16 protein-coding genes are annotated in these 18,714 nt (G+C 35.8%); 9 read left to right on the top strand and 7 right to left on the bottom strand.

What is annotated here, in order from left to right:
* The first annotated feature begins 47 nt into the window (after nucleotides 1–47).
* The 4 genes from BUE84_RS12660 to BUE84_RS12645 are packed head-to-tail and all read left to right on the top strand — an operon-like array spanning nucleotide 48 to nucleotide 3,286.
* Nucleotides 48–872: an SDR family NAD(P)-dependent oxidoreductase gene (locus BUE84_RS12660; RefSeq protein ID WP_079241927.1), complete on the top strand. Its 825-nt coding sequence runs from the start codon at nucleotides 48–50 to the stop codon at nucleotides 870–872.
* 17 nt (nucleotides 873–889) lie between these two features.
* Nucleotides 890–1,810: a helix-turn-helix domain-containing protein gene (locus tag BUE84_RS12655; protein WP_079241926.1), complete on the top strand. Its 921-nt coding sequence runs from the start codon at nucleotides 890–892 to the stop codon at nucleotides 1,808–1,810.
* A gap of 58 nt (nucleotides 1,811–1,868) precedes the next feature.
* Complete coding sequence (locus BUE84_RS12650) at nucleotides 1,869–2,450, top strand: TetR/AcrR family transcriptional regulator (protein WP_079241925.1); 582 nt, start codon at nucleotides 1,869–1,871, stop codon at nucleotides 2,448–2,450.
* A 44-nt stretch (nucleotides 2,451–2,494) separates the two neighbouring features.
* Nucleotides 2,495–3,286: an SDR family NAD(P)-dependent oxidoreductase gene (locus BUE84_RS12645; protein WP_079241924.1), complete on the top strand. Its 792-nt coding sequence runs from the start codon at nucleotides 2,495–2,497 to the stop codon at nucleotides 3,284–3,286.
* A gap of 29 nt (nucleotides 3,287–3,315) precedes the next feature.
* Here BUE84_RS12645 and BUE84_RS12640 read toward each other — a convergent pair whose 3' ends face one another.
* Nucleotides 3,316–3,762, bottom strand: coding sequence for a hypothetical protein (locus tag BUE84_RS12640; protein WP_079241923.1), 447 nt, complete (start codon nucleotides 3,760–3,762; stop codon nucleotides 3,316–3,318).
* 136 nt (nucleotides 3,763–3,898) lie between these two features.
* On the opposite strand from BUE84_RS12640, the gene BUE84_RS12635 reads away from it, so the two are divergent.
* A complete protein-coding gene (locus tag BUE84_RS12635; protein WP_079241922.1) occupies nucleotides 3,899–4,723 on the top strand; it encodes a S1 RNA-binding domain-containing protein in 825 nt (274 codons plus the stop codon).
* A 39-nt stretch (nucleotides 4,724–4,762) separates the two neighbouring features.
* On the opposite strand, the gene BUE84_RS12630 is transcribed toward BUE84_RS12635, so the two are convergent.
* Nucleotides 4,763–7,828 carry a T9SS type B sorting domain-containing protein gene (locus tag BUE84_RS12630; protein WP_158521358.1) on the bottom strand — a complete coding sequence of 1,022 codons (3,066 nt, stop codon included), beginning with the start codon at nucleotides 7,826–7,828 and terminating at the stop codon, nucleotides 4,763–4,765.
* A 290-nt stretch (nucleotides 7,829–8,118) separates the two neighbouring features.
* On the opposite strand from BUE84_RS12630, the gene BUE84_RS12625 reads away from it, so the two are divergent.
* The 4 genes from BUE84_RS12625 (at nucleotide 8,119) to BUE84_RS12610 (ending at nucleotide 14,422) form a co-directional block, all read left to right on the top strand.
* The gene (locus BUE84_RS12625; protein WP_034695556.1) at nucleotides 8,119–8,712 is read left to right on the top strand and encodes a TetR/AcrR family transcriptional regulator; all 594 of its coding nucleotides are present in this window, start codon (nucleotides 8,119–8,121) and stop codon (nucleotides 8,710–8,712) included.
* Nucleotides 8,713–8,802: 90 nt separating this feature from the next.
* On the top strand, nucleotides 8,803–10,155 hold the full coding sequence (locus tag BUE84_RS12620) for a TolC family protein (RefSeq protein ID WP_079241920.1): 1,353 nt from the start codon (nucleotides 8,803–8,805) through the stop codon (nucleotides 10,153–10,155).
* Between the two features lie 9 nt (nucleotides 10,156–10,164).
* Complete coding sequence (locus BUE84_RS12615) at nucleotides 10,165–11,226, top strand: efflux RND transporter periplasmic adaptor subunit (protein WP_079241919.1); 1,062 nt, start codon at nucleotides 10,165–10,167, stop codon at nucleotides 11,224–11,226.
* Nucleotides 11,227–11,233: 7 nt separating this feature from the next.
* Nucleotides 11,234–14,422, top strand: a complete 3,189-nt coding sequence (locus BUE84_RS12610; RefSeq protein WP_079241918.1) for an efflux RND transporter permease subunit — start codon at nucleotides 11,234–11,236, stop codon at nucleotides 14,420–14,422.
* 301 nt (nucleotides 14,423–14,723) lie between these two features.
* Here BUE84_RS12610 and BUE84_RS12605 read toward each other — a convergent pair whose 3' ends face one another.
* The 5 genes from BUE84_RS12605 to BUE84_RS12585 all read right to left on the bottom strand — a co-directional run bounded on the left by BUE84_RS12605 (nucleotide 14,724) and on the right by BUE84_RS12585 (nucleotide 18,702).
* The gene (locus tag BUE84_RS12605; protein ID WP_079241917.1) at nucleotides 14,724–15,170 is read right to left on the bottom strand and encodes a KTSC domain-containing protein; all 447 of its coding nucleotides are present in this window, start codon (nucleotides 15,168–15,170) and stop codon (nucleotides 14,724–14,726) included.
* Between the two features lie 149 nt (nucleotides 15,171–15,319).
* Nucleotides 15,320–16,216 (bottom strand): retropepsin-like aspartic protease, encoded by an 897-nt coding sequence (locus BUE84_RS12600; protein WP_079241916.1) that lies wholly within the window; start codon nucleotides 16,214–16,216, stop codon nucleotides 15,320–15,322.
* A 184-nt stretch (nucleotides 16,217–16,400) separates the two neighbouring features.
* The gene (locus BUE84_RS12595) at nucleotides 16,401–17,165 is read right to left on the bottom strand and encodes a hypothetical protein (RefSeq protein WP_034695647.1); all 765 of its coding nucleotides are present in this window, start codon (nucleotides 17,163–17,165) and stop codon (nucleotides 16,401–16,403) included.
* A 209-nt stretch (nucleotides 17,166–17,374) separates the two neighbouring features.
* Nucleotides 17,375–17,755 (bottom strand): VOC family protein, encoded by a 381-nt coding sequence (locus BUE84_RS12590; RefSeq protein WP_079241915.1) that lies wholly within the window; start codon nucleotides 17,753–17,755, stop codon nucleotides 17,375–17,377.
* Between the two features lie 284 nt (nucleotides 17,756–18,039).
* Nucleotides 18,040–18,702: a DUF2306 domain-containing protein gene (locus tag BUE84_RS12585; RefSeq protein ID WP_079241914.1), complete on the bottom strand. Its 663-nt coding sequence runs from the start codon at nucleotides 18,700–18,702 to the stop codon at nucleotides 18,040–18,042.
* Nucleotides 18,703–18,714 lie beyond the last annotated feature (12 nt).

Raw genomic sequence — 18,714 nt, 5'->3', positions numbered from 1 at the left:
CCTGATCTTTCCGAAATCCGAACTTTGCCTCATTAATAAGATATATTATGAATAAGCAAAAAGTATGGTTTATAACCGGAGCATCACGAGGAATGGGACAGCAGGTGGTAAAAGAAGTTTTAGATAAAGGAGATAAAGTAATAGCAGTTTCCCGGAACATACAACCTACCCATAATGGAGATACAGAAAATTTCCTCTCTTTACAGGTTGATATTACTAATGATGAGGATGTAAAAAATGCTGTAAAAAAAGGGATTAAGTATTTTGGTAGTATTGATGTGGTTCTTAATAATGCAGGCTATTATTTAGCAGGCAGTATAGAAGAAATAAAGGATGAAGAATTCCGTAAAACAATGGATGTAAACCTGTTTGGGATGGTTAATGTTATAAGGCATGCTATGCCATTTCTGAGAAAGCAGGGTTCAGGGCATATTATCAATATTTCTTCCAACATGGGTTATGTTGGCTATGCCAATACCGGAAGTTATAATGCCTCAAAATTTGCGGTCATAGGACTTTCGGAAGCCCTTGCGCAGGAAGTCAACATTTTCGGGGTCAATGTTACAGTAGTAGCTCCCGGGATGTTCCGTACAGGTTTTATGAGTGAGGCAACTTTAATGGCTGCAGAAAATAAGATTGAAGATTATCATTTGGACAAACATATTGATATGCTTCAAAGCTTCCATGGTCATCAGCCTGGTGATCCCGTAAAACTAGCTCAGATACTTTATAATATTAGTACTTTAAGTAATCCTCCATTGCATCTGATATTAGGAAAGGATAGTTATGAATCAATTATTGAACATAGAAAAAATGAAACAGAAGAACTAGAACAATGGAAACAGCTTTCCTTTTCTACGGATTTTAAATAATGTGTAAATTTGAGTAAATGAAAAAGCCTTATTCAGTACCTTATGTCATAAGATCTATTTCAGAGCTGCATCGTTTGTTTGCTCTTCCTCAGCCGGATCATCCTTTGATAAGTGTAATTGATTTTGAATTATTAAGCTATGAGCATAGCGATATATGGAAGCATTTTACCAATGATTTTTATTGCATTGTTCTTAAAAAAGGAAGCAACGGGAATTTTAAATACGGTCTTAAAGATTATGATTTTGATGAAGGGATGATGAGTTTTACAAAACCAGGACAGGTATTTTCCGTAACATCAATAAAAAATAATCCTGTTAAAGGATATATGCTAGTATTCAAGGCTGAGTTAATCCGTTCATATTCTTTAGGGAAAAATATAGATCAATATGGTTTTTTCTCTTATTCCATAGCAGAAGCACTGCATCTTTCAGAAAAAGAAAATATGGTAATTTCATCTTTACTGAAACAGTTACAACAGGAACTGAAGAATAATATAGACCATTACAGTCAGGATGTCATAGTATCTTACCTGGATCTTTTATTGAGTTATTCCAACCGTTTTTATAACCGACAGTTTATTACCAGAAAATCAGTGAATAATGATATTCTTACCAGGCTTGAACAAATTTTGAAGGATTATTTTAATAATGAACAAACTTTTGCCAAAGGGCTGCCCACCGTTCAGTTTCTTGCTGATGAACTTCACCTTTCACCCAATTATATGACGGATCTGCTGCGCAATACGATAGGGCAGAATACGCAACAATATATTCATGAACATTTAATTGAAAAAGCTAAGAAACTTTTAACAGCTTCCAATTTAACAGTTACAGAAATTGCTTATCAACTGGGATTTGAATATCCTCAGTCATTCAGTAAATTATTCAAAAAAAGTACAAAACAAACTCCATTAGAGTTCCGGAAATCTTTTAATTAAAAAAATAAGTCAGATAATTTCTTTTTTTATATTTTTGTAGTAATTATTACAAAAATAAATGAAAGGGAGACCCAATATTTATCAGGACAAAGAATTGATTCTAAAAGCGCAGAAAATATTCTGGGAAAAAGGTTTTACTGCAACCTCACTTTCTGACCTGAGCAATGCAACAGGAGCAGGTGCCGGTAGTTTGTATAATACTTTCAAAGGAGGTAAAAAAGAGCTTTTTAAGAAAAGCCTGGAACAGCGAAGAGAAGATTTTGAAACTTTTAAACACACCTTGGAAAACAGTGAGAATCCTATTGAAGTCATCAAAAATTTCTTTATAAATATTGCCAATGCTGAATATGATGAGCATAGGAAAGGCTGTATCGTTGCCAATACGCTTGTTGAAATGACATTCGTAGATGAAGACTTGAAAGAGGAAGCTGCGGAAATATTAAAAGAAACAGAGAAACTCTATACCTCTGTCATAGAAACTCAGCAAAAAAAGGGAAACCTGAAGTCATCATTACCGGCTGATATTTTGGGGAAATATCTGATTACTTTTTGGTGTGGGATTAATTCCCTTCGAAGAATCTATCCGGACCGGAAGATTTTGAAAACTCAGATTGAATTACAATTACAGTTACTGCATTAAATTTTTTTAATTATTTATTTAACGATCATTACAAAAATAAAACAATGAATTTACAACTAAAAGGAAAGAAAGCATTTATCAGTGGTTCTACACAAGGAATAGGATTTTCAATTGCAAAACAATTATTACAGGAAGGAGCATCAGTGGTCATCAATGGAAGAAATGCTGAGAAAACGGAAGAGGCAAAGAGAAAACTCAAACAGGAATTTCCAGAAGCTGATGTGTTTGGAATTGCGGCAGATTTTGCTAAAAAAGAAGATCTTAACAAGCTGCTTGAGGAGTTGGAGGATATTGATATTCTTATTAATAATGTCGGCGTTTTCGGAATCAGTGATTTTTATGAATTGAAAGATGAAGATTGGTATCATTATTTTGAAATCAATGTGATGAGCGGGATGCGTTTATCAAGAAAGCTGCTTCCCGGGATGATCAGAAAAAACTCGGGCAGAATTATTTTTATCAGCAGCGAATCAGGGGTCAATGTTCCTGAAAATATGATTCATTATGGAATGACAAAAGCTGCGATGTCAGCATTAAGTAATGGTTTATCTAAACTCACAAAAGGAAGTGCCGTTACGGTTAATACCATTTTAGGTGGCCCTACCTATAGCGATGGGGTTGCTCATACTGTAGAGCAAATAGCCGAAGTTCAAAATCTGACTGTGGATCAAATGAAAGAAATTATTATTCAGACCTCCAATCCGCATATTCTTTTACAAAGATTTATAAATCCTGAAGAAATTGCCAGTCTGGCAGTATACCTTTCCAGTCCTCTTTCGGTTGCGGTAAATGGAGCAAGCTTAAGAGCAGATAGCGGAGTTTTAAAGATCATTTAATCAATAAAAATACATCTGAAGTTGTTCTTTTACATTATTTTCAGCTTGTCATAAAACTTAGAATGTTTCGGAGCGATATTAAGCTGTATTCCAAAGGTTATTCCTTTAAAATATTTATCTCTGTGAATAGGAAAAGCATATCCGGTATTGAGAAATACAGCATTAAATAGGGACACCCCTATTCTTGGTTCTACTGAATAGGGGTTGGCGGAAGCTCCAATCAACAATCCGGCACGGAGAAAATTGATATTCATCTCGGGAATCAATTTATCTGTCTCATTAACACGGGTATAAAGCAAAGAGGGGCCCGCAATAATAGAACCTTCATAGCGCTCTCCAAATCTGTATTCTAATCCGGCCTGCAGAAAATTTCTTCCGGTATATCGATATGAAATATTCACCGCTGTTTTCTCCAGCAGTTGAGCATTTGAAAAGATAACCGAAAGGAAAAGAGGGAGGATGAAATACTTTTTCATGATTGTTTTTTATTCAAATGTAAGCGTTTTACAGTCTTTATGAAAGGCTAAAATAAGTCTTCAAAAGAATTATAACGGTATTGACTAGGTTGGCATCTTCAAATTTCCGTACCTTTGTCAGCTAATTTTATCATCAATGCAACTCGGAAAAACTCAAACTTTAACAATTTCAGAAAAAATTAATTCAGGATGGATCCTCGTAGATGAATCCGGTGAAAAGGCTTTTCTGCCTAAAATCTTTATTCAGGATGAAAAAGAAATAGGTGAGGAGGTTGAAGTTTTTGTATATCAGGATGATGATAAATTAAAAGCAACTACTGAGATTCCGTTAGCTGAAGTCGGTGAATTTGCGGTAATGAGCTGTGTACAAAGTCTTCCAAGCGGAGCTTTTATGGACTGGGGAATCATTAAAGATTTATTTATTCCTTACAAGCAGCAGAAAACCAAAATTATCGAAGGGAAAAGATACCTGGTTTATATCTATGTAGACGAAGATATGGAACTGATTACTGGTACTACGAAATTCAAGAGAAATCCTCAGTATGATGAACTTCCGTTCAAAAAAGGAGACAAAGTAGACCTGATCATGATGAATGAAAGTGAATTGGGCTGGAATGTCATCATCAATAAACAATACATTGGTTTGATCTACGCTTCCGATGTTTTTAAAAAACTGTATCCATTATCAGAAGAAACAGGATTTATCAAAGCTATTCGTGAAGACGGTAAAATAGATGTCTCTTTACAGCCGGAAGGATTTGAAAATATTGATGAGTTCAAACAAAAGATTCTGAACAAACTGGAAGAAAACTACGGACTTCTGTATGTATCTGATAAATCTTCACCTGAAGAGATTAAGGATGAACTTCAGATGAGTAAGAAGAATTTTAAAAAAGCGATCGGAGGACTTTATAAAGATAAAATCATCGATATTTCAGACGATAAGATCAAATTATTATAAAACAAAAACGAGCAGAAATTTCTGCTCGTTTTTATTTTACTATCTGTTCTTAATCAGAAGCCAGCCGCTGTAGACTCTTCCGTCAGAAACTTTTATAGTATACCAGTAATTTCCGGTGGAGATAGGGTGAGATTCATATTTTCCATCCCATTGAAAAGGATTCTTTTTAATAATCTCTTTGTAGATCACAGCGCCTCTTCTGTCATATAAACTTACCTCTGTCCCAGGATAATTTTCCAATCCGGCAATTCTCCATGTATCATTGATGCCATCACCGTTGGGACTGATTGCATTTGGAATATTGAATATTGAGAAGTTCTTCTGTCCGATAATACATCCTGATTTTGTTCTCACATACACAGTATATTCTCCCATATTTAAATTAGTGAATATATTAGAATCCTGCCATGTGAAATTATCTAAAGAAAACTCATAATTTCCACTCTGAGAAAGAATCACAGTTGCTGTATTGTTTGTAATATTCACAGAAACAATATGAGCCAAAACAGAGTAGCTCACCTGGGTAGAGCTTGTACTTTCACATCCGAAAACGTTGGTTACTTTCACAGTATATGTTCCCGGAGTAGATACTGTAATAGCTTGTGTGGTTGCTCCCGTATTCCATTCATAAGACTTAAATCCGGGACCCGGATCTAAAACAACTGATTTCCCTTCGCAGAAATCAAGCATATCAGGAAGCAGAACATTAGGTTTTGGATTAAGCGTAAGGCTTAATCGAACCACTTTAAAACATCCGTCCGGAGTTGAAACCCTTACGTGGATAAGGGTTGTCCCGACATTCAAAATATAAGCTGAAGGATTAGAAATAGGGTTTCCTGCAGTGTCAGTATAAGTAAAAATATAATTCCCCGGATTATTAATAATACTTGCTTCGTATGAGTGAAGATTAACAACCATTGAATTGGCAGTAGTTGTATTACACTGTACCTGCGTAATGTCTTTTGCGGACACATTGTCTGTGGACAGTGTTACGGTAATAGCCAGTTTTTCAGACTCACAGTTATTTACTGTTTGGGTTACAAAGTATGTTTGTCCGTTCATAAGAGGAGTTGACATTGGAATTACATTTCCTGCTGTATCATAGAATTTAAAGGATGTTCCCGTTACAACTATCTTTTCTAGTGTAGGATTTGCAGAAGCACAGAAATCCTGATTAACATTGGCCGTAGGTTTAGGAGTATTATTTACCGTTACCTGAACCGAAGTTTTATTACTCTCACAGCCGTTAATCGTCTGGGAAGCATAATAGGTTTGTCCATTGATAAGAGCCGTTGTTGCAGGTAAAATATTTCCTGCTGCATCATACCATTTTATATTCTGTCCTGTGATCTGAATATCAGAAATCTTAGGATTATTGGTAGCACAGAACGTTTGCTGAGCGTTTGCTGTTGTCGGAAGAGCAGGAGATGATACAATTACATTCTGATTCTGAGTTGCAGTATTACCATTTCCGTCGTTATAAGTCCAGTGGATGATATAGTTTCCAGGGATTGAATAAGATAAAGGGTCTGTTGTTGTTGCAGTAATTGAGCCAGCACAATTATCGGTAGCAGTAGGAATAGTAGTAACCGTTGTATGACAATCTCCGGTAATGTCTGCCAGAGCAGGAATATTCGGAACAGGGGCAATATGATCACCTACAATAACATTTATGGTAAATGTTCCACTGCAAGTTCCTCCTGAAACCTGACAAGTATAAGTTCCTGCCTGAGTTGTTGTCGCATTAGGTATGGTTGGGTTCTGCTGGTTTGATGTAAAACCATTTGGGCCTGTCCAGCTATAGTTTGTTCCGCCAGAGGCATTAAGTTGAAGAGTAGAGTTAGTACAAACAGGAGAGTTTGATGAGAGTGTATTGGAAGAGTTGGTTGTACTATATTTATACAGTAGCACATCCTCAGCACCATTTCCACTGTTATTATTAATTGTTGTTCCGTTCAGTATGATCGGTATATTTCTAAAGTTTGATGAAAGATAGACATTATCATTATTGATGAAGATTTCGTTTGCTGCATTTAAGTTTTGATAAGGAGTATTTTGCGGGGCATCAGATTTGAACAGATATTCAGCTTCAAAATTGATTAAATTAATTTTAAAGAAAACCAAATCTTCACCATAATAAGTGTTATTGGTATTAGAACTGGTAATCGTAGTATTGCCCAGTGTCATCGTTTTTGAAAAGGTTCCAAAGGTGTACAGGTAATCATTGGTTTCAGCAAAATAGGCATTATTTAAAGTTCTTGTATTATTATTGGATTCCTGAGGGATTTGTAAGAAACTGTTGTTGTAAAACTTTAAATACCGGAGTAGATTTAAATTATTAATATCAAACTCGGTAATAATACTTTGCTGTACTCCATTACTGGTACTGCCTGTAGAAAATGAAGTGTTGTCTACTTTTGTTGAAATAGCAAAAGTTCCATAAACATACATCTTATCATTAATTTTGTTATAATGAAGATTTGTGGGGCAATATGCCCAGTAAACTCCCGTATTGTTGGAGATCTCTTTAGAAAGGATCAACTGTAGGTTATGATCAAATTTTTCAATCTTACTATATGCAAAATTCGCATGAACTTTTGATATATAAATGTTACCGGCATTATCCATTTCAGAGTCTTTAAAAAATTCCATATCCTGACCTAGCTGGATCGCATTGTAGAAATTTCCATTGGTATCAAATTTGGCTAGAAATCCTCTGCGATAAGGCTGCGTAAGACCGCTGTTATTGGTTAATGAAACCTGATTGAAAAAATCCAGTGTATAACTGAAAACACCTGTTACAATAACATCATTCTGATGAACAAATATGTTTTTTGCCAGTCTTCCAATCTCTCCAGTGAATTGTTTCTCCCAAATTAAAGTACCGTCTGCACTGTACTTTTTTAATTTGTTGACATAGTTCATATAATAACCAGACGTTCCAAGCGTATAGATATTCCCGGCATTGTCTACTGTTAAAGCCTGTATTACATCATATTTTTCCCAAATCAGATTACAGTTAAAATCATATTTGAGCATTTTGGCATACGTATAAGACTGGTCAGCCTGATAAACATATAAAAAACCATCATTTGTTTTTTTCATGCCTACCATATTATCCTCAATCCAGCCCCCAAAATTTTTTGCACAGTTATTACATTGTGAATAACACAGAGTTGCTATCAATAGAACGAATAGCAAGAGAAGTTTTCGCATTGGGTTATTAATTTTTGCGGCAAAGATATAAAAATAGACTTCTCATTAAACAGTAAGTAATAACAAACTTGTGTGAACAAATATGATGGATATCATGACAATTTTGTTTAATTTTTTTGTTTAACAATTTTGTCAAAAATATTTTTTACTATAAATTTGCACAAATTTGTTTAACAAAAATGTCAAATCAAGCAAAAAAAGACCAAACACAGGAATTGATCAAAGAGACAGCGAAGAATTTATTCTTTGTGAAAGGAAAATTTGATGCTACTACGCAGGAGATTGCAGATGAAGCTGGAGTGAACAGAACCCTTATTAATTACTATTTCCGTTCAAGGGATAAGCTTATCCAGATCATCTTTGATGAAGCACAAAGAGTAGAACAGGAAAAATCGAAGATCATTCAGAATTCTGATCTGCCTTTTAAAGAGAAGATCAGCCAATTCATAGAAAGCAGTCTTTCTACAAGTCTTCAGTATCCGTATCTGGAAACGTATATCGTATCCCAGATCAATAAAGGAACCTGCCATCAGAGAGAAATTGAAGAAGATATCCTGAACGATATGTACAAGGATATTGAAAAGGAAATGGAATTGGGAAATATTGAGAAAATGGCACCTGTTCAGTTTATTCTGAATATGGTTGCGCTATTGGTATTCCCAAGTGCAATAAGACCATTATTTATGGAAAATCTTTTAATTAATGATGAAGAATATGATAAGATTATTTCTGAAAGAAAAGAGATTATTATCAATATGTTGTTCAAAAACTAAAAAAAAACTAAAGTATTTCTGAAAATGATTCGTCAAATAGAAATAAATAATGACTGAAAATTAAATAAAAAATAAACGAAGTATAAAATTATGAATAGAAAACGTATAACTGCTACAAAGCTAAAAATTGGGATAGCTTCAGCATTTATGATTTTCGGCTCTACACTGATGTCTGCCCAGCAGCAGGTTTCCCTGCAGGAAGCAATAAAGCAGGCACTTCAAAATAAAGCAGAAGCTAAAAAGGCTGCTTTACAGGTCAAAAAAGCCGAATTTAAAATTGATGAAGCCAGAGCTGGTGCCCTTCCGCAGGTGACTGCAACGGCAGGTTTAACCTATAATCCGATTATTCAGGAATCTTTACTGGAATTTGGAGGAGAGAAAATCAGAGCTCAGTTTGGTCAGCCTTGGGGTTCAACAGCTTCTGTACAACTTCAACAGGCGATTTTTGATCAAAGAGTATTTACAGGATTGAAAGCTGCAAAATCAACAAGAGAATTTTATGTACTGAATGCTCAGTTAACCAATGAACAGATTATTGAAAATGTAGCAACAGCTTATTATCAGGTGTTTGTACAGGAGGAAAATCTTAAAACGGTAACTGCAAGCTATGCCAACACTGAAAAAGTAAGAAATGTGATTAAAAGTCTGGTTGATAATGGTTTGGCAAAATCAATCGATTTAGACCGAACAAATGTTCAGCTTACCAATATTGGTTCCAATAAACAGACCTTAATCAACTCTGTTGAACTTTCAAAAAATGCTCTGAAGTTCTATATGGGAATCCCGATTTCTACAGACATCGAACTTGAAGAAAAAGAAATCGAACCAAAGCCTGAGCTGATTGCGAGCAACGTAAATCTTAATGATCGTACAGAGCTTAAAGTTTTAAACAAAAATAGGGAACTTTTGGTTTTCAATAAAAAAGCGACTGAAGCTTATCTTTATCCATCAGTAAATCTTACAGCGAACTATGGATGGGGAGCAAACGGTGCAAAATTCCCGTTGACAAATGGTCTTAGCAGAGGCGTTCTTTGGAGTGATTATTCAGCCATTGGTTTGAATGTAAATATTCCTATTTTCACTGGAGGAGCTACAAAAGCAAAGATCAACCAGGCAGAAATTGATATTCAGGATCTTGATGTTGATATTGAAAATACTCAGTTGAGCTTAAGTTTAGATTATAAAAATGCAGTTACCAATATGGAAAATGCATTGATTAATATCGAAAGCATGAAAGATAATGTAGGATTGGCGGAAAGAGTTCAGAAAAATACTCAGTCTAACTATCAGTATGGCCTGGCTACCCTTACAGAAGTACTGGATTCTGAAAATGCTTTGACACAAGCAAAACAGAACTATTCTAATGCATTATTAGATTACAAACAGGCAGAGATTAAGCTGATAAAAGCTAAGGGTGAACTAAACACACTACAAAACTTATAATAAACTAAAATGAAAAAAACTTTAATATATATCATCGTAGCAGCTGTACTGGTAGGGTTAGCCGCGTATAAGATTGCTGGTAACAAAGAAAAGCAGACGCAGGAAGTAAAAGAAGTTGCCAAGCAGGTGGATAAAATCAATGTCAATATTGTAACAGTTACAAGAGAAAATATTGATACAGACTATTCAGCCAACGGAACTTTCATTCCTAAGCAGGAAATGAACCAGTCTTCTGAAATCTCAGGACGTATCGTAAGTGTTTTGGTAAAAGAAGGTTCAAGAGTTGGAGCTGGTCAGGTTTTAGCAACAATTAAAAGAGATGCTATTGAAGTTGATGTTACCCAGGCTCAGAATAATCTTCAGAATGCTATTATGGATAACCAACGCTATGAAAACGCTTACAAAACAGGCGGAGTTACAAAGCAACAGCTTGATAACTCAAGATTACAGCTGAAAAATATGCAGGCTGCAGTTAGAGCACAAAGCGTAAAAGTAAATGACACAAGCATCCGTGCGGGAATCAGCGGAACAATCAACAAGAAAATGGTTGAACCGGGAACAGTAGTTTCTCCTGGAACGTCCATGTTTGAAATCGTAAATATCAACAGCCTTAAACTTTCTGTTTTAGTAGATGAAAGCCAGATCGGAAAAATCCAGTTAGGTCAGGAAGTTCCGATTAAAGTAAATGTTTTACCTGAAGATTCTTTCGTAGGTAGAATTACTTTCATCGCTCCTAAAAGTGATGCTTCTCTGAATTTCCCTGTAGAAATTGAAGTACAAAACAGAGGAAACCTGAAAGCAGGTATGTACGCAACTGCTAAATTCAGTACAAACAACGGTGCCGAGACTCAGAATATGCTGACAGTTCCTGCAGAAGCGTTTGTAAATGGAGTAAGCTCAGGACAATTATTCGTTGTTCAGAATGGAGTTGCTAAATTGATCAAAGTAACCATTGGAAAAGTTTACGGAGATAAAGTTCAGGTGTTAAGCGGATTGAATGGAGGAGAGCAGGTGGTAACCAGCGGACAGATCAATCTGGATAACGGATCTAAAGTGAACATTATAAAGTAGTAGATCTATGAAGTTAGCAGAAATATCGATTAAAAGACCCTCGCTGGTAATTGTATTATTTACAATTCTGACGTTGGGAGGTATCCTGAGTTATACGCTCATGGGATACGAATTGATTCCAAAGTTTGAAACCAACATGGTAACCATTTCTACGGTTTATCCGGGAGCTTCACCTGCAGAGGTGGAAACCTCCGTGACCCGAAAGATTGAAGATGCCGTAGGGTCTTTGGAAAACGTTAAAAAAGTAGAATCTTCTTCATACGAGAGTTTATCCGTAATCATGGTTCAGCTGAACGATGGTGCCGATGTAGACTACGCCTTGAATGATGCCCAGAGAAAGGTAAATGCGATTCTGGCAGATCTTCCGGAGGATGTAAAAGCACCGTCTTTGAATAAATTCTCCTTAGATGACTTACCTATTATCACGATGAGTATTTCATCGGATAAACTGAACAGTAAAGATCTTTATGACTTATTGGATAAAAAGATTGAACCTATTTTCTCCCGTGTAAACGGTGTGGCTCAGGTTGACCTTGTAGGTGGACAGGAGAGAGAAATCCAGGTGAATCTTGATGAAAAAAAATTACAGGGGTACGGACTTTCAATCGGAGACGTACAACAGGCAATTCTTTCATCAAACCTTGACTTCCCTACAGGAAGTTTGAAAACGAGAACTACAAAATCTACGATCAGACTTTCAGGAAAGTATAAATCTACAGAGGAAATGAATAACCTTGTTGTTTCTAACAAAAATGGAGCACAAGTACGTTTATCTGATATTGCAACCGTTTTCGACTCTCAGAAGGATGTTGAAAAAGTAGCGAGATTCAACCAGTTTCCTACCATTTTAATGCAGGTTAAAAAACAATCTGATGCGAATGCCGTAGCGGTATCTGAAAGTGTTCAGAAAACAATTAAAACAGTAGAAGAAGCTTATAAAGTTCAGGGAGTAAAAGTAAAAATCGTAAACGATACTACAGAATTTACCCTTGAATCCGCCAACCACGTTATTTTCGACTTATTTTTAGCGATTATCCTCGTGGCCATTGTAATGTTATTATTCCTTCACAGTATCAGAAACGCATTTATTGTAATGGTTTCTATCCCGGCTTCATTGGTGGCAGCGTTCATCGGAATGAACCTGATGGGATATACTTTGAACTTAATGAGTTTACTGGGGCTTTCACTTGTGGTAGGTATCCTGGTGGATGACGCGATTGTAGTACTGGAAAATATTTACCGTCACATGGAGATGGGTAAAAGTAAGATCAGAGCTGCTTATGACGGAGCTTCAGAAATTGGATTTACCGTGGCTGCGATTACCTTGGTAATTGTGGTGGTATTCTTACCGATTGCGATGAGTTCAGGTCTTGTAGCCAACATCCTGGCACAGTTCTGCGTCACGGTAGTTATTGCCACTTTGTTATCATTGTTGGCCTCATTTACCATCATTCCTTGGTTATCATCAAGATTTGGTAAACTGGAACATTTAACAGGTAAAAACTGGTTTGAGAAATTCATCCTTTGGTTTGAAGGATTAATTGACAAGTTTACACACTGGATCACAGGAATCCTTGAATGGTGTCTGAAAACAACATTAAGAAGAATTTCAACAGTAGTAATTACATTCATTGTCTTAATCAGTTCATTCATGTTGGTAGCATTCGGATTCATTGGAGGTGAGTTCTTCCCGCCAATCGACCGTGGTCAGTTCTTAGTACAGATGGAATTGTCAAAAGATGCAACCGTTGAAAAAACAAACCAGTTAACATTAGACGTTGAGAAGTTTTTAAGAAATGATAAAGATGTTGTAGACCTTATCACCACAGTTGGACAGCAGTCTACAGGTTTTGGTGGAGCTCAGGCAACCACTTACCAGTCTGAGGTTCAGGTGAACTTAACAGATAAGTCTGAACGTTCTGAAAGTACCAATATCAAAGCTGCAAAAATTAAAAGACAGTTAGAGGAGAAATTCACAGGAGTTGAATTTAAAACCGCTCCAATCGGTATCATGGGTGCTGAAAATGCTCCAATTGAGATGGTGGTAACCGCTCCGGATAACGCCACAGCAGTAAAAGAAGCTACAAGAATCCTTGAACTATTGAAAAAAGTTCCTGGAGCAGTAGATGCTGAATTATCAACCGATACAGGTAGCCCGGAAGTTCAGGTAAGTATTGACAGAGATAAAATGTCTGCCTTAGGTTTAAACCTTTCAAGTGTAGGACAGACAATGCAGACCGCATTCAACGGGAATACTGACGGAAAATTCAGAGCCGGAGAATATGAATATGACATCAATATCCGTTTCGGAGATGTGAACAGACAATCTATTGATGACGTTAAAAACCTTATGTTTACAAACCCTCAGGGACAGCAGGTTCGTTTAAGCCAGTTTGCTGATGTAAAAATGGGTTCAGGACCAAGTTTGCTTGAACGTAGAGATAAATCTCCATCTGTAAAAGTAAGAGCTAAAGCTGTAGGTAGACCAGTAGGGGACGTAGCTAATGAGTGGGCAAACCAGTTCATGAACAGCACCAAAAAACCTGTAGGGGTAGATTACATCTGGAGTGGAGATATGGAGAATCAGCAGGAAGGTTTCGGTACGTTAGGAATTGCATTACTAGCCGCTATCGTATTGGTATACCTGGTAATGGTTTCCCTATATGACAGTTTCGTATATCCTTTCGTGGTATTGTTCTCAATCCCGTTAGCGATGATCGGGGTAATGGTAATCCTTGCCTTAACTGCCAATTCATTGAACATCTTTACGATGTTAGGGATGATCATGTTGATTGGTCTGGTAGCGAAGAATGCGATCCTTATCGTTGACTTTACGAATGCAAGAAAAGCAGCAGGTGCCAATACTCACGATGCCCTGGTACAAGCCAACCACGCACGTCTTCGTCCGATCCTGATGACCACCATTGCGATGATCTTCGGTATGTTACCGATCGCATTGGCAACAGGGGCCGGAGCTGAGATGAACAAAGGTCTTGCATGGGTAGTAATCGGTGGTTTGACATCATCACTATTCCTTACTTTGATCATTGTACCGGTAGTATACTCTCTATTTGACTCTGTTCTAAGAAGAATGGGTAAAGATACTAAAGTAGACTATGAAGCTGAAATGAAAGCAGATTACGTACACAGAGAACTGAATGAAGACGGATTTACTCCGAAGCATTTAGATAAATAAATTAAACCTTTAATTAACCGAAAGCGCCTCAGATTTTCTGAGGCGCTTTTTTCATGTTGATTTATAATATAGGTTTGGGCTAAAGCCGTTGGATTATTTTTTTTGTTGTAAATGGGCTAAAGCCCATTTCTATTGATGATTATTGCGCATTAAGAAAATATTCAATAGGAGTAGGCTCTAATCCTGAGCTTAGACGAAGGAAACCCGCTTAACTCTACAACAACGAATAGATGGTTTTAGCCGGAACATAAAAAAAGCTCCCAGTAAAACTGAAAGCTCTTCTATATTGTAATGGAAAAAATTAATCTGCCATAGCCTCTCCGGACTTTCTGTACACGAAGTTTCCGTAGATGTGTCTTCTTGCAAAACGGCTTGGTGAATCAGCGTTGATCATTTTAATGTAAGTGTTTTTAGGAACTCCCATATACTCATACATATTTCCGTTTAAGTGCTGAACCGTTAAAATTGATTTCTCCAGATAAAAATCCTGAATATTCGATTTTGTAATGGTTTCAGTATATTCTTCTTTGTACTTTTCCTGTGTTTCAGGATTAATACTTACCAAAAAGTGGTATGCCTCAATCACAGATTTACTTTTTTCTTCTGCTTCCTGCTTTCCTGCTTCATCATTAATGAATTTATCAGGATGGGTATCTTTCATTACATTCCTGTAAATCGTCTTTAATTCTCTTAAAGTAACGTTTTTATCAACTCCAAGAAGTGTTCTGTGCTCACCAATTTTTTTCATATCTCTAATCCTTATTTTCGGGGTGCAAAATTAAGAAATTAAATCCATAAAATCATAACTTATTCATTATTAATTTATTTGAACATTTTTGAAGTTGGAAATTTATAATGGATAGAGGTAAGTACAGAGCGTAAAATTAACTTTTACAGCTAATTAAATGCAGAATACAAATTTTTATTCAGTTTAAAATAAATAAATCCATTCTTAAAATCAATCACTGTATTGAACCTTTTTAAAAACTGATTACCAAAAAATCCCGCCATTTTTTCTGTGGAATCAATTCCCTCTGTAGAACCCGAAAGTGTAATCGGAAGATTATAAAGATATTTCTGAGCGAATTTAACAGTCGGACAAATAACAACAGGCATTTCATACACAGAGCCGTCAGAACCTTGTGCTGTGGCTTTACCTATTGTTTTCATGGTTGTTACCAGAACATTCTTTTTTGCAAAAGGAGAAGTAATCGTAAGCACATCATCAGCTCCGCTGTCGAGCCCAAAGAATCCTGAATATTCTTTATCATTCACAATGATACTGCTTTCTACGGCAGGGTAGTTGTCGATCATATGGAGTTTTACCTTTTCATATCCTGTTAAATCCACAGACAGGTCATCTTCTTCATAAAACCGGATTTCATTTCTATGATAATTTATTTCAATGAGTTTGCCCTTCATTATATCCGTTCCGAAGACCCCATCAAAATGGGTAGATTCATAAGGAATAAGAGTAAATTGTATTTCCTTTTTCTCAAAATTTCCAAACTGTATTGTGTTGTGGCTGCTGTAATCTACAGTATTCACTCCATTAGAACCTCTGTTTTCAGACTTTCCATCAATTTTCATTGGGATCTTTTTTTTTGAATTGCTATTAATCACAGAGCCATCGGCACCTGTGTCAAACAGGAACTTAATACTGTCGGTTTTGTTTACTTGGCAATACACATAGACGGAATTGTTTTCCAGGGAAAAGGGAAGAATAGTAGGTGTTTTTTGAGCAGATACTGTTAGACACAATACCAAGGTCAGGAGAATAACAATTGGCTTCATGGAGTAGTTTTAAAGACGAAAATAGAGGTAATGACGGCTTTTACAAAGAAATAACAGGCCATTAACCCACTTTTAACCGTTCCTTAACCGTTCTCTGCAGACTTAACCAATAAAAAACAGCACCCAATCTGAGTGCTGCTATTCTATTTTTTAATGATTCAATCTTTCAATCTTTTTAATAAGTTTATGGCTGATCACAAGTTCTTTTTAACTTGGTGAAAATCTTATCAAAATCCTTATAAGTTGTCTCTTCATTATTACGCTTTTGTCTGAAACTGCTGTTGGCACAGTTGTGAAAACCAAGACCGATCATATCAATTAATGCATAATCTTCTTTTTGGGGGTCGTTCATTTTGGCATCAAACCTTGCCATTACGCCTTTCGGGTCAGCATTATTTTTGCTTTTAAGTTCAGTATACGCTCTCCAGGCTGCAAACATCTTTTCTCTGTCAGGAGAAGATATAGCATCAATCTGTTCTCTGCAGGTATCATAATATTTACTGTTTCTCAGCGTGGAAGGATCAGAATAGGCTAGGATTTCTTCTTTGTTAAGTTGGTATTCATTTTCAAAAGAATCAATGGTTTCTTCCATTAATTTTTTCCATTGGGGAAGATCAATGACTTTAAGGCTGTACAATTCCTTTTTCTTTTCTTCATACTGCTTTTCCAGTTCCTGTAAATAAGTTTCTCTGTTTTTGCGGATCTCGTCAAGCTGGGTAATTTTAAAAACAGGTTGGGTGTCAAATACAACACCATTGAACTGATACAAAAGTTTATTTACCCCGTCTATTTCTTCCTTGTTATATTTAGCCGGGTCAAAATACCCTTTATTGTCACAATTAAAAGTCTGATAGCTGTAAGGGGTCAGATTGTTTGCTTTTGCAGGAGTTTTTTGCCCCCAAATAGTAATGGATAAGGCCAAAGCAAGCCCGATCATCATTTTTTTCATGTACATAACCTGTTGAAAGAATCCGAATTTTCTGAATTTCTATGCAAAATTAAGGCTTTAAATTCGAAATATAAAGGATTAAATAGATTTTCTCAATGGTTTTTGCAAATTTTATATGAATTTTATACTGAATGGTTTATGTTTTAAAAATCCAAGCTCCTTAAATTCTAAAAAATGAATAGCAATAAACTGATACAGAGTTATTTTCGTTAATAATAATTACTTACTTCAATAAGATTATAATCCGGATCACGGAAGTAAACTGATTTGATTTTTCCTACCGCTCCGGTTCTGTCTACAACTCCCTCAATAATTTCTATATTTTTCTGTCTGAGCTCTTTCATTATCTCATGAACATCTGTCTCTGCAATAAAGCAAAGATCAGCAGAACCACAGGTTGGAGTCTTTGCCTTAGGTTCAAATTCATATCCTTTCTGATGCAGATTAATCTTTTGATTTCCAAAAATGAGTGCTTTTCTGTTCTCTCCAAAAGTAATGACTTCAAATCCCATAACATGAGTGTAAAATTTAATAGTCTTATCAATATCTGCCACCGTTAAAACAAGATGGTCAAGGTTTTTAATTTTCATACATTAATTTTTAGATAATAATGCAGATCAAAATTAAGGCTATTTAGACGATTGTTGTCCTGTAATTGATTGTTTTTTTAGATTTAAAATAATAGATTTACACACATTAACACGAAGCCATGATATATTATTTTTTTCTTCTTTTTATTATTGCTGTTTTGGGAGGAATCTCTTATCTGATAATGCGTTTTTTCAGTAAATGGACCCGAAATAGTCAATATGGAGCATTTTTTAATACCCTGATATTTATTGCATCATTTTTTCTGGTGTCATTTATCAGTCTTTTAATCTTCTTTTCCACCGTTGATTTTTCCAGGTAATAATGATTCTTTTCTGAGAATTAAATAAGCCATAAAAAGATTGATCATAAGGGCTGCCCAGACATTCAGACCATAAAAAAGTTCATAATCATGACGGGTTTCATTATAAAACAGATTTTTAACAATTCTGAACGTAATGGCTGTGGTGGTAACTGCATAGCTTAAGATCATATGCATCCTGTGTCTGTTCACATTTCCTTTTTTGATGAAAAGTACGGCTACAATAGTGAAATAAGCCCAAAGGACATCCTGGATCAGAAATCCTGTAATTCCAATAATGCCGCCATTGGAAAAAAGTCCCAGTACAAAGCAAGCCGGAACATTGATGATCAGAATATTATAAACATATATTTTTCCAATTATCTTATGAAGTCCTTTATTTTCAGTCAAAAATCGATTTGAAAACTGTGTCAGACCTGCCAGAAGGCAAAGCGTTATGGAAAAGATGTGAATGTAGAAAAAAGTCATCCAGTACGGATTATTCACTACCTGCTGCTTAAAAGCCAGAAATCCTATATTTTTTTCAAAAGAAGTATACTGGGAAATGGTTTTCAGCATCAGAATACTGAAAAGAAGGACCAAAAATAAAGCACTTACTTTAATGATCTTTATTCCCAAAGACTTCATATGGTATAAAAC

This window comes from Chryseobacterium indologenes, assembly GCF_002025665.1.
In the GTDB taxonomy this organism is placed as follows: Bacteria; Bacteroidota; Bacteroidia; order Flavobacteriales; family Weeksellaceae; genus Chryseobacterium; species Chryseobacterium metallicongregator.
The sequence above is the reverse complement of the archived record's forward strand: the minus strand, read 5'-3'. Positions and strand labels throughout refer to the sequence as shown.

Excerpts from the sequence above, each read along its gene's own strand:
- BUE84_RS12660 (WP_079241927.1), top strand. The coding sequence starts at position 48 with ATGAATAAGCAAAAAGTATGGTTTATAACCGGAGCATCACGAGGAATG.
- BUE84_RS12655 (WP_079241926.1), top strand. The coding sequence starts at position 890 with ATGAAAAAGCCTTATTCAGTACCTTATGTCATAAGATCTATTTCAGAG.
- BUE84_RS12650 (WP_079241925.1), top strand. The coding sequence starts at position 1,869 with ATGAAAGGGAGACCCAATATTTATCAGGACAAAGAATTGATTCTAAAA.
- BUE84_RS12645 (WP_079241924.1), top strand. The coding sequence starts at position 2,495 with ATGAATTTACAACTAAAAGGAAAGAAAGCATTTATCAGTGGTTCTACA.
- BUE84_RS12640 (WP_079241923.1), bottom strand. The coding sequence starts at position 3,762 with ATGAAAAAGTATTTCATCCTCCCTCTTTTCCTTTCGGTTATCTTTTCA.
- BUE84_RS12635 (WP_079241922.1), top strand. The coding sequence starts at position 3,899 with ATGCAACTCGGAAAAACTCAAACTTTAACAATTTCAGAAAAAATTAAT.
- BUE84_RS12630 (WP_158521358.1), bottom strand. The coding sequence starts at position 7,828 with ATGAAAAAAACAAATGATGGTTTTTTATATGTTTATCAGGCTGACCAG.
- BUE84_RS12625 (WP_034695556.1), top strand. The coding sequence starts at position 8,119 with ATGTCAAATCAAGCAAAAAAAGACCAAACACAGGAATTGATCAAAGAG.
- BUE84_RS12620 (WP_079241920.1), top strand. The coding sequence starts at position 8,803 with ATGAATAGAAAACGTATAACTGCTACAAAGCTAAAAATTGGGATAGCT.
- BUE84_RS12615 (WP_079241919.1), top strand. The coding sequence starts at position 10,165 with ATGAAAAAAACTTTAATATATATCATCGTAGCAGCTGTACTGGTAGGG.
- BUE84_RS12610 (WP_079241918.1), top strand. The coding sequence starts at position 11,234 with ATGAAGTTAGCAGAAATATCGATTAAAAGACCCTCGCTGGTAATTGTA.
- BUE84_RS12605 (WP_079241917.1), bottom strand. The coding sequence starts at position 15,170 with ATGAAAAAAATTGGTGAGCACAGAACACTTCTTGGAGTTGATAAAAAC.
- BUE84_RS12600 (WP_079241916.1), bottom strand. The coding sequence starts at position 16,216 with ATGAAGCCAATTGTTATTCTCCTGACCTTGGTATTGTGTCTAACAGTA.
- BUE84_RS12595 (WP_034695647.1), bottom strand. The coding sequence starts at position 17,165 with ATGAAAAAAATGATGATCGGGCTTGCTTTGGCCTTATCCATTACTATT.
- BUE84_RS12590 (WP_079241915.1), bottom strand. The coding sequence starts at position 17,755 with ATGAAAATTAAAAACCTTGACCATCTTGTTTTAACGGTGGCAGATATT.
- BUE84_RS12585 (WP_079241914.1), bottom strand. The coding sequence starts at position 18,702 with ATGAAGTCTTTGGGAATAAAGATCATTAAAGTAAGTGCTTTATTTTTG.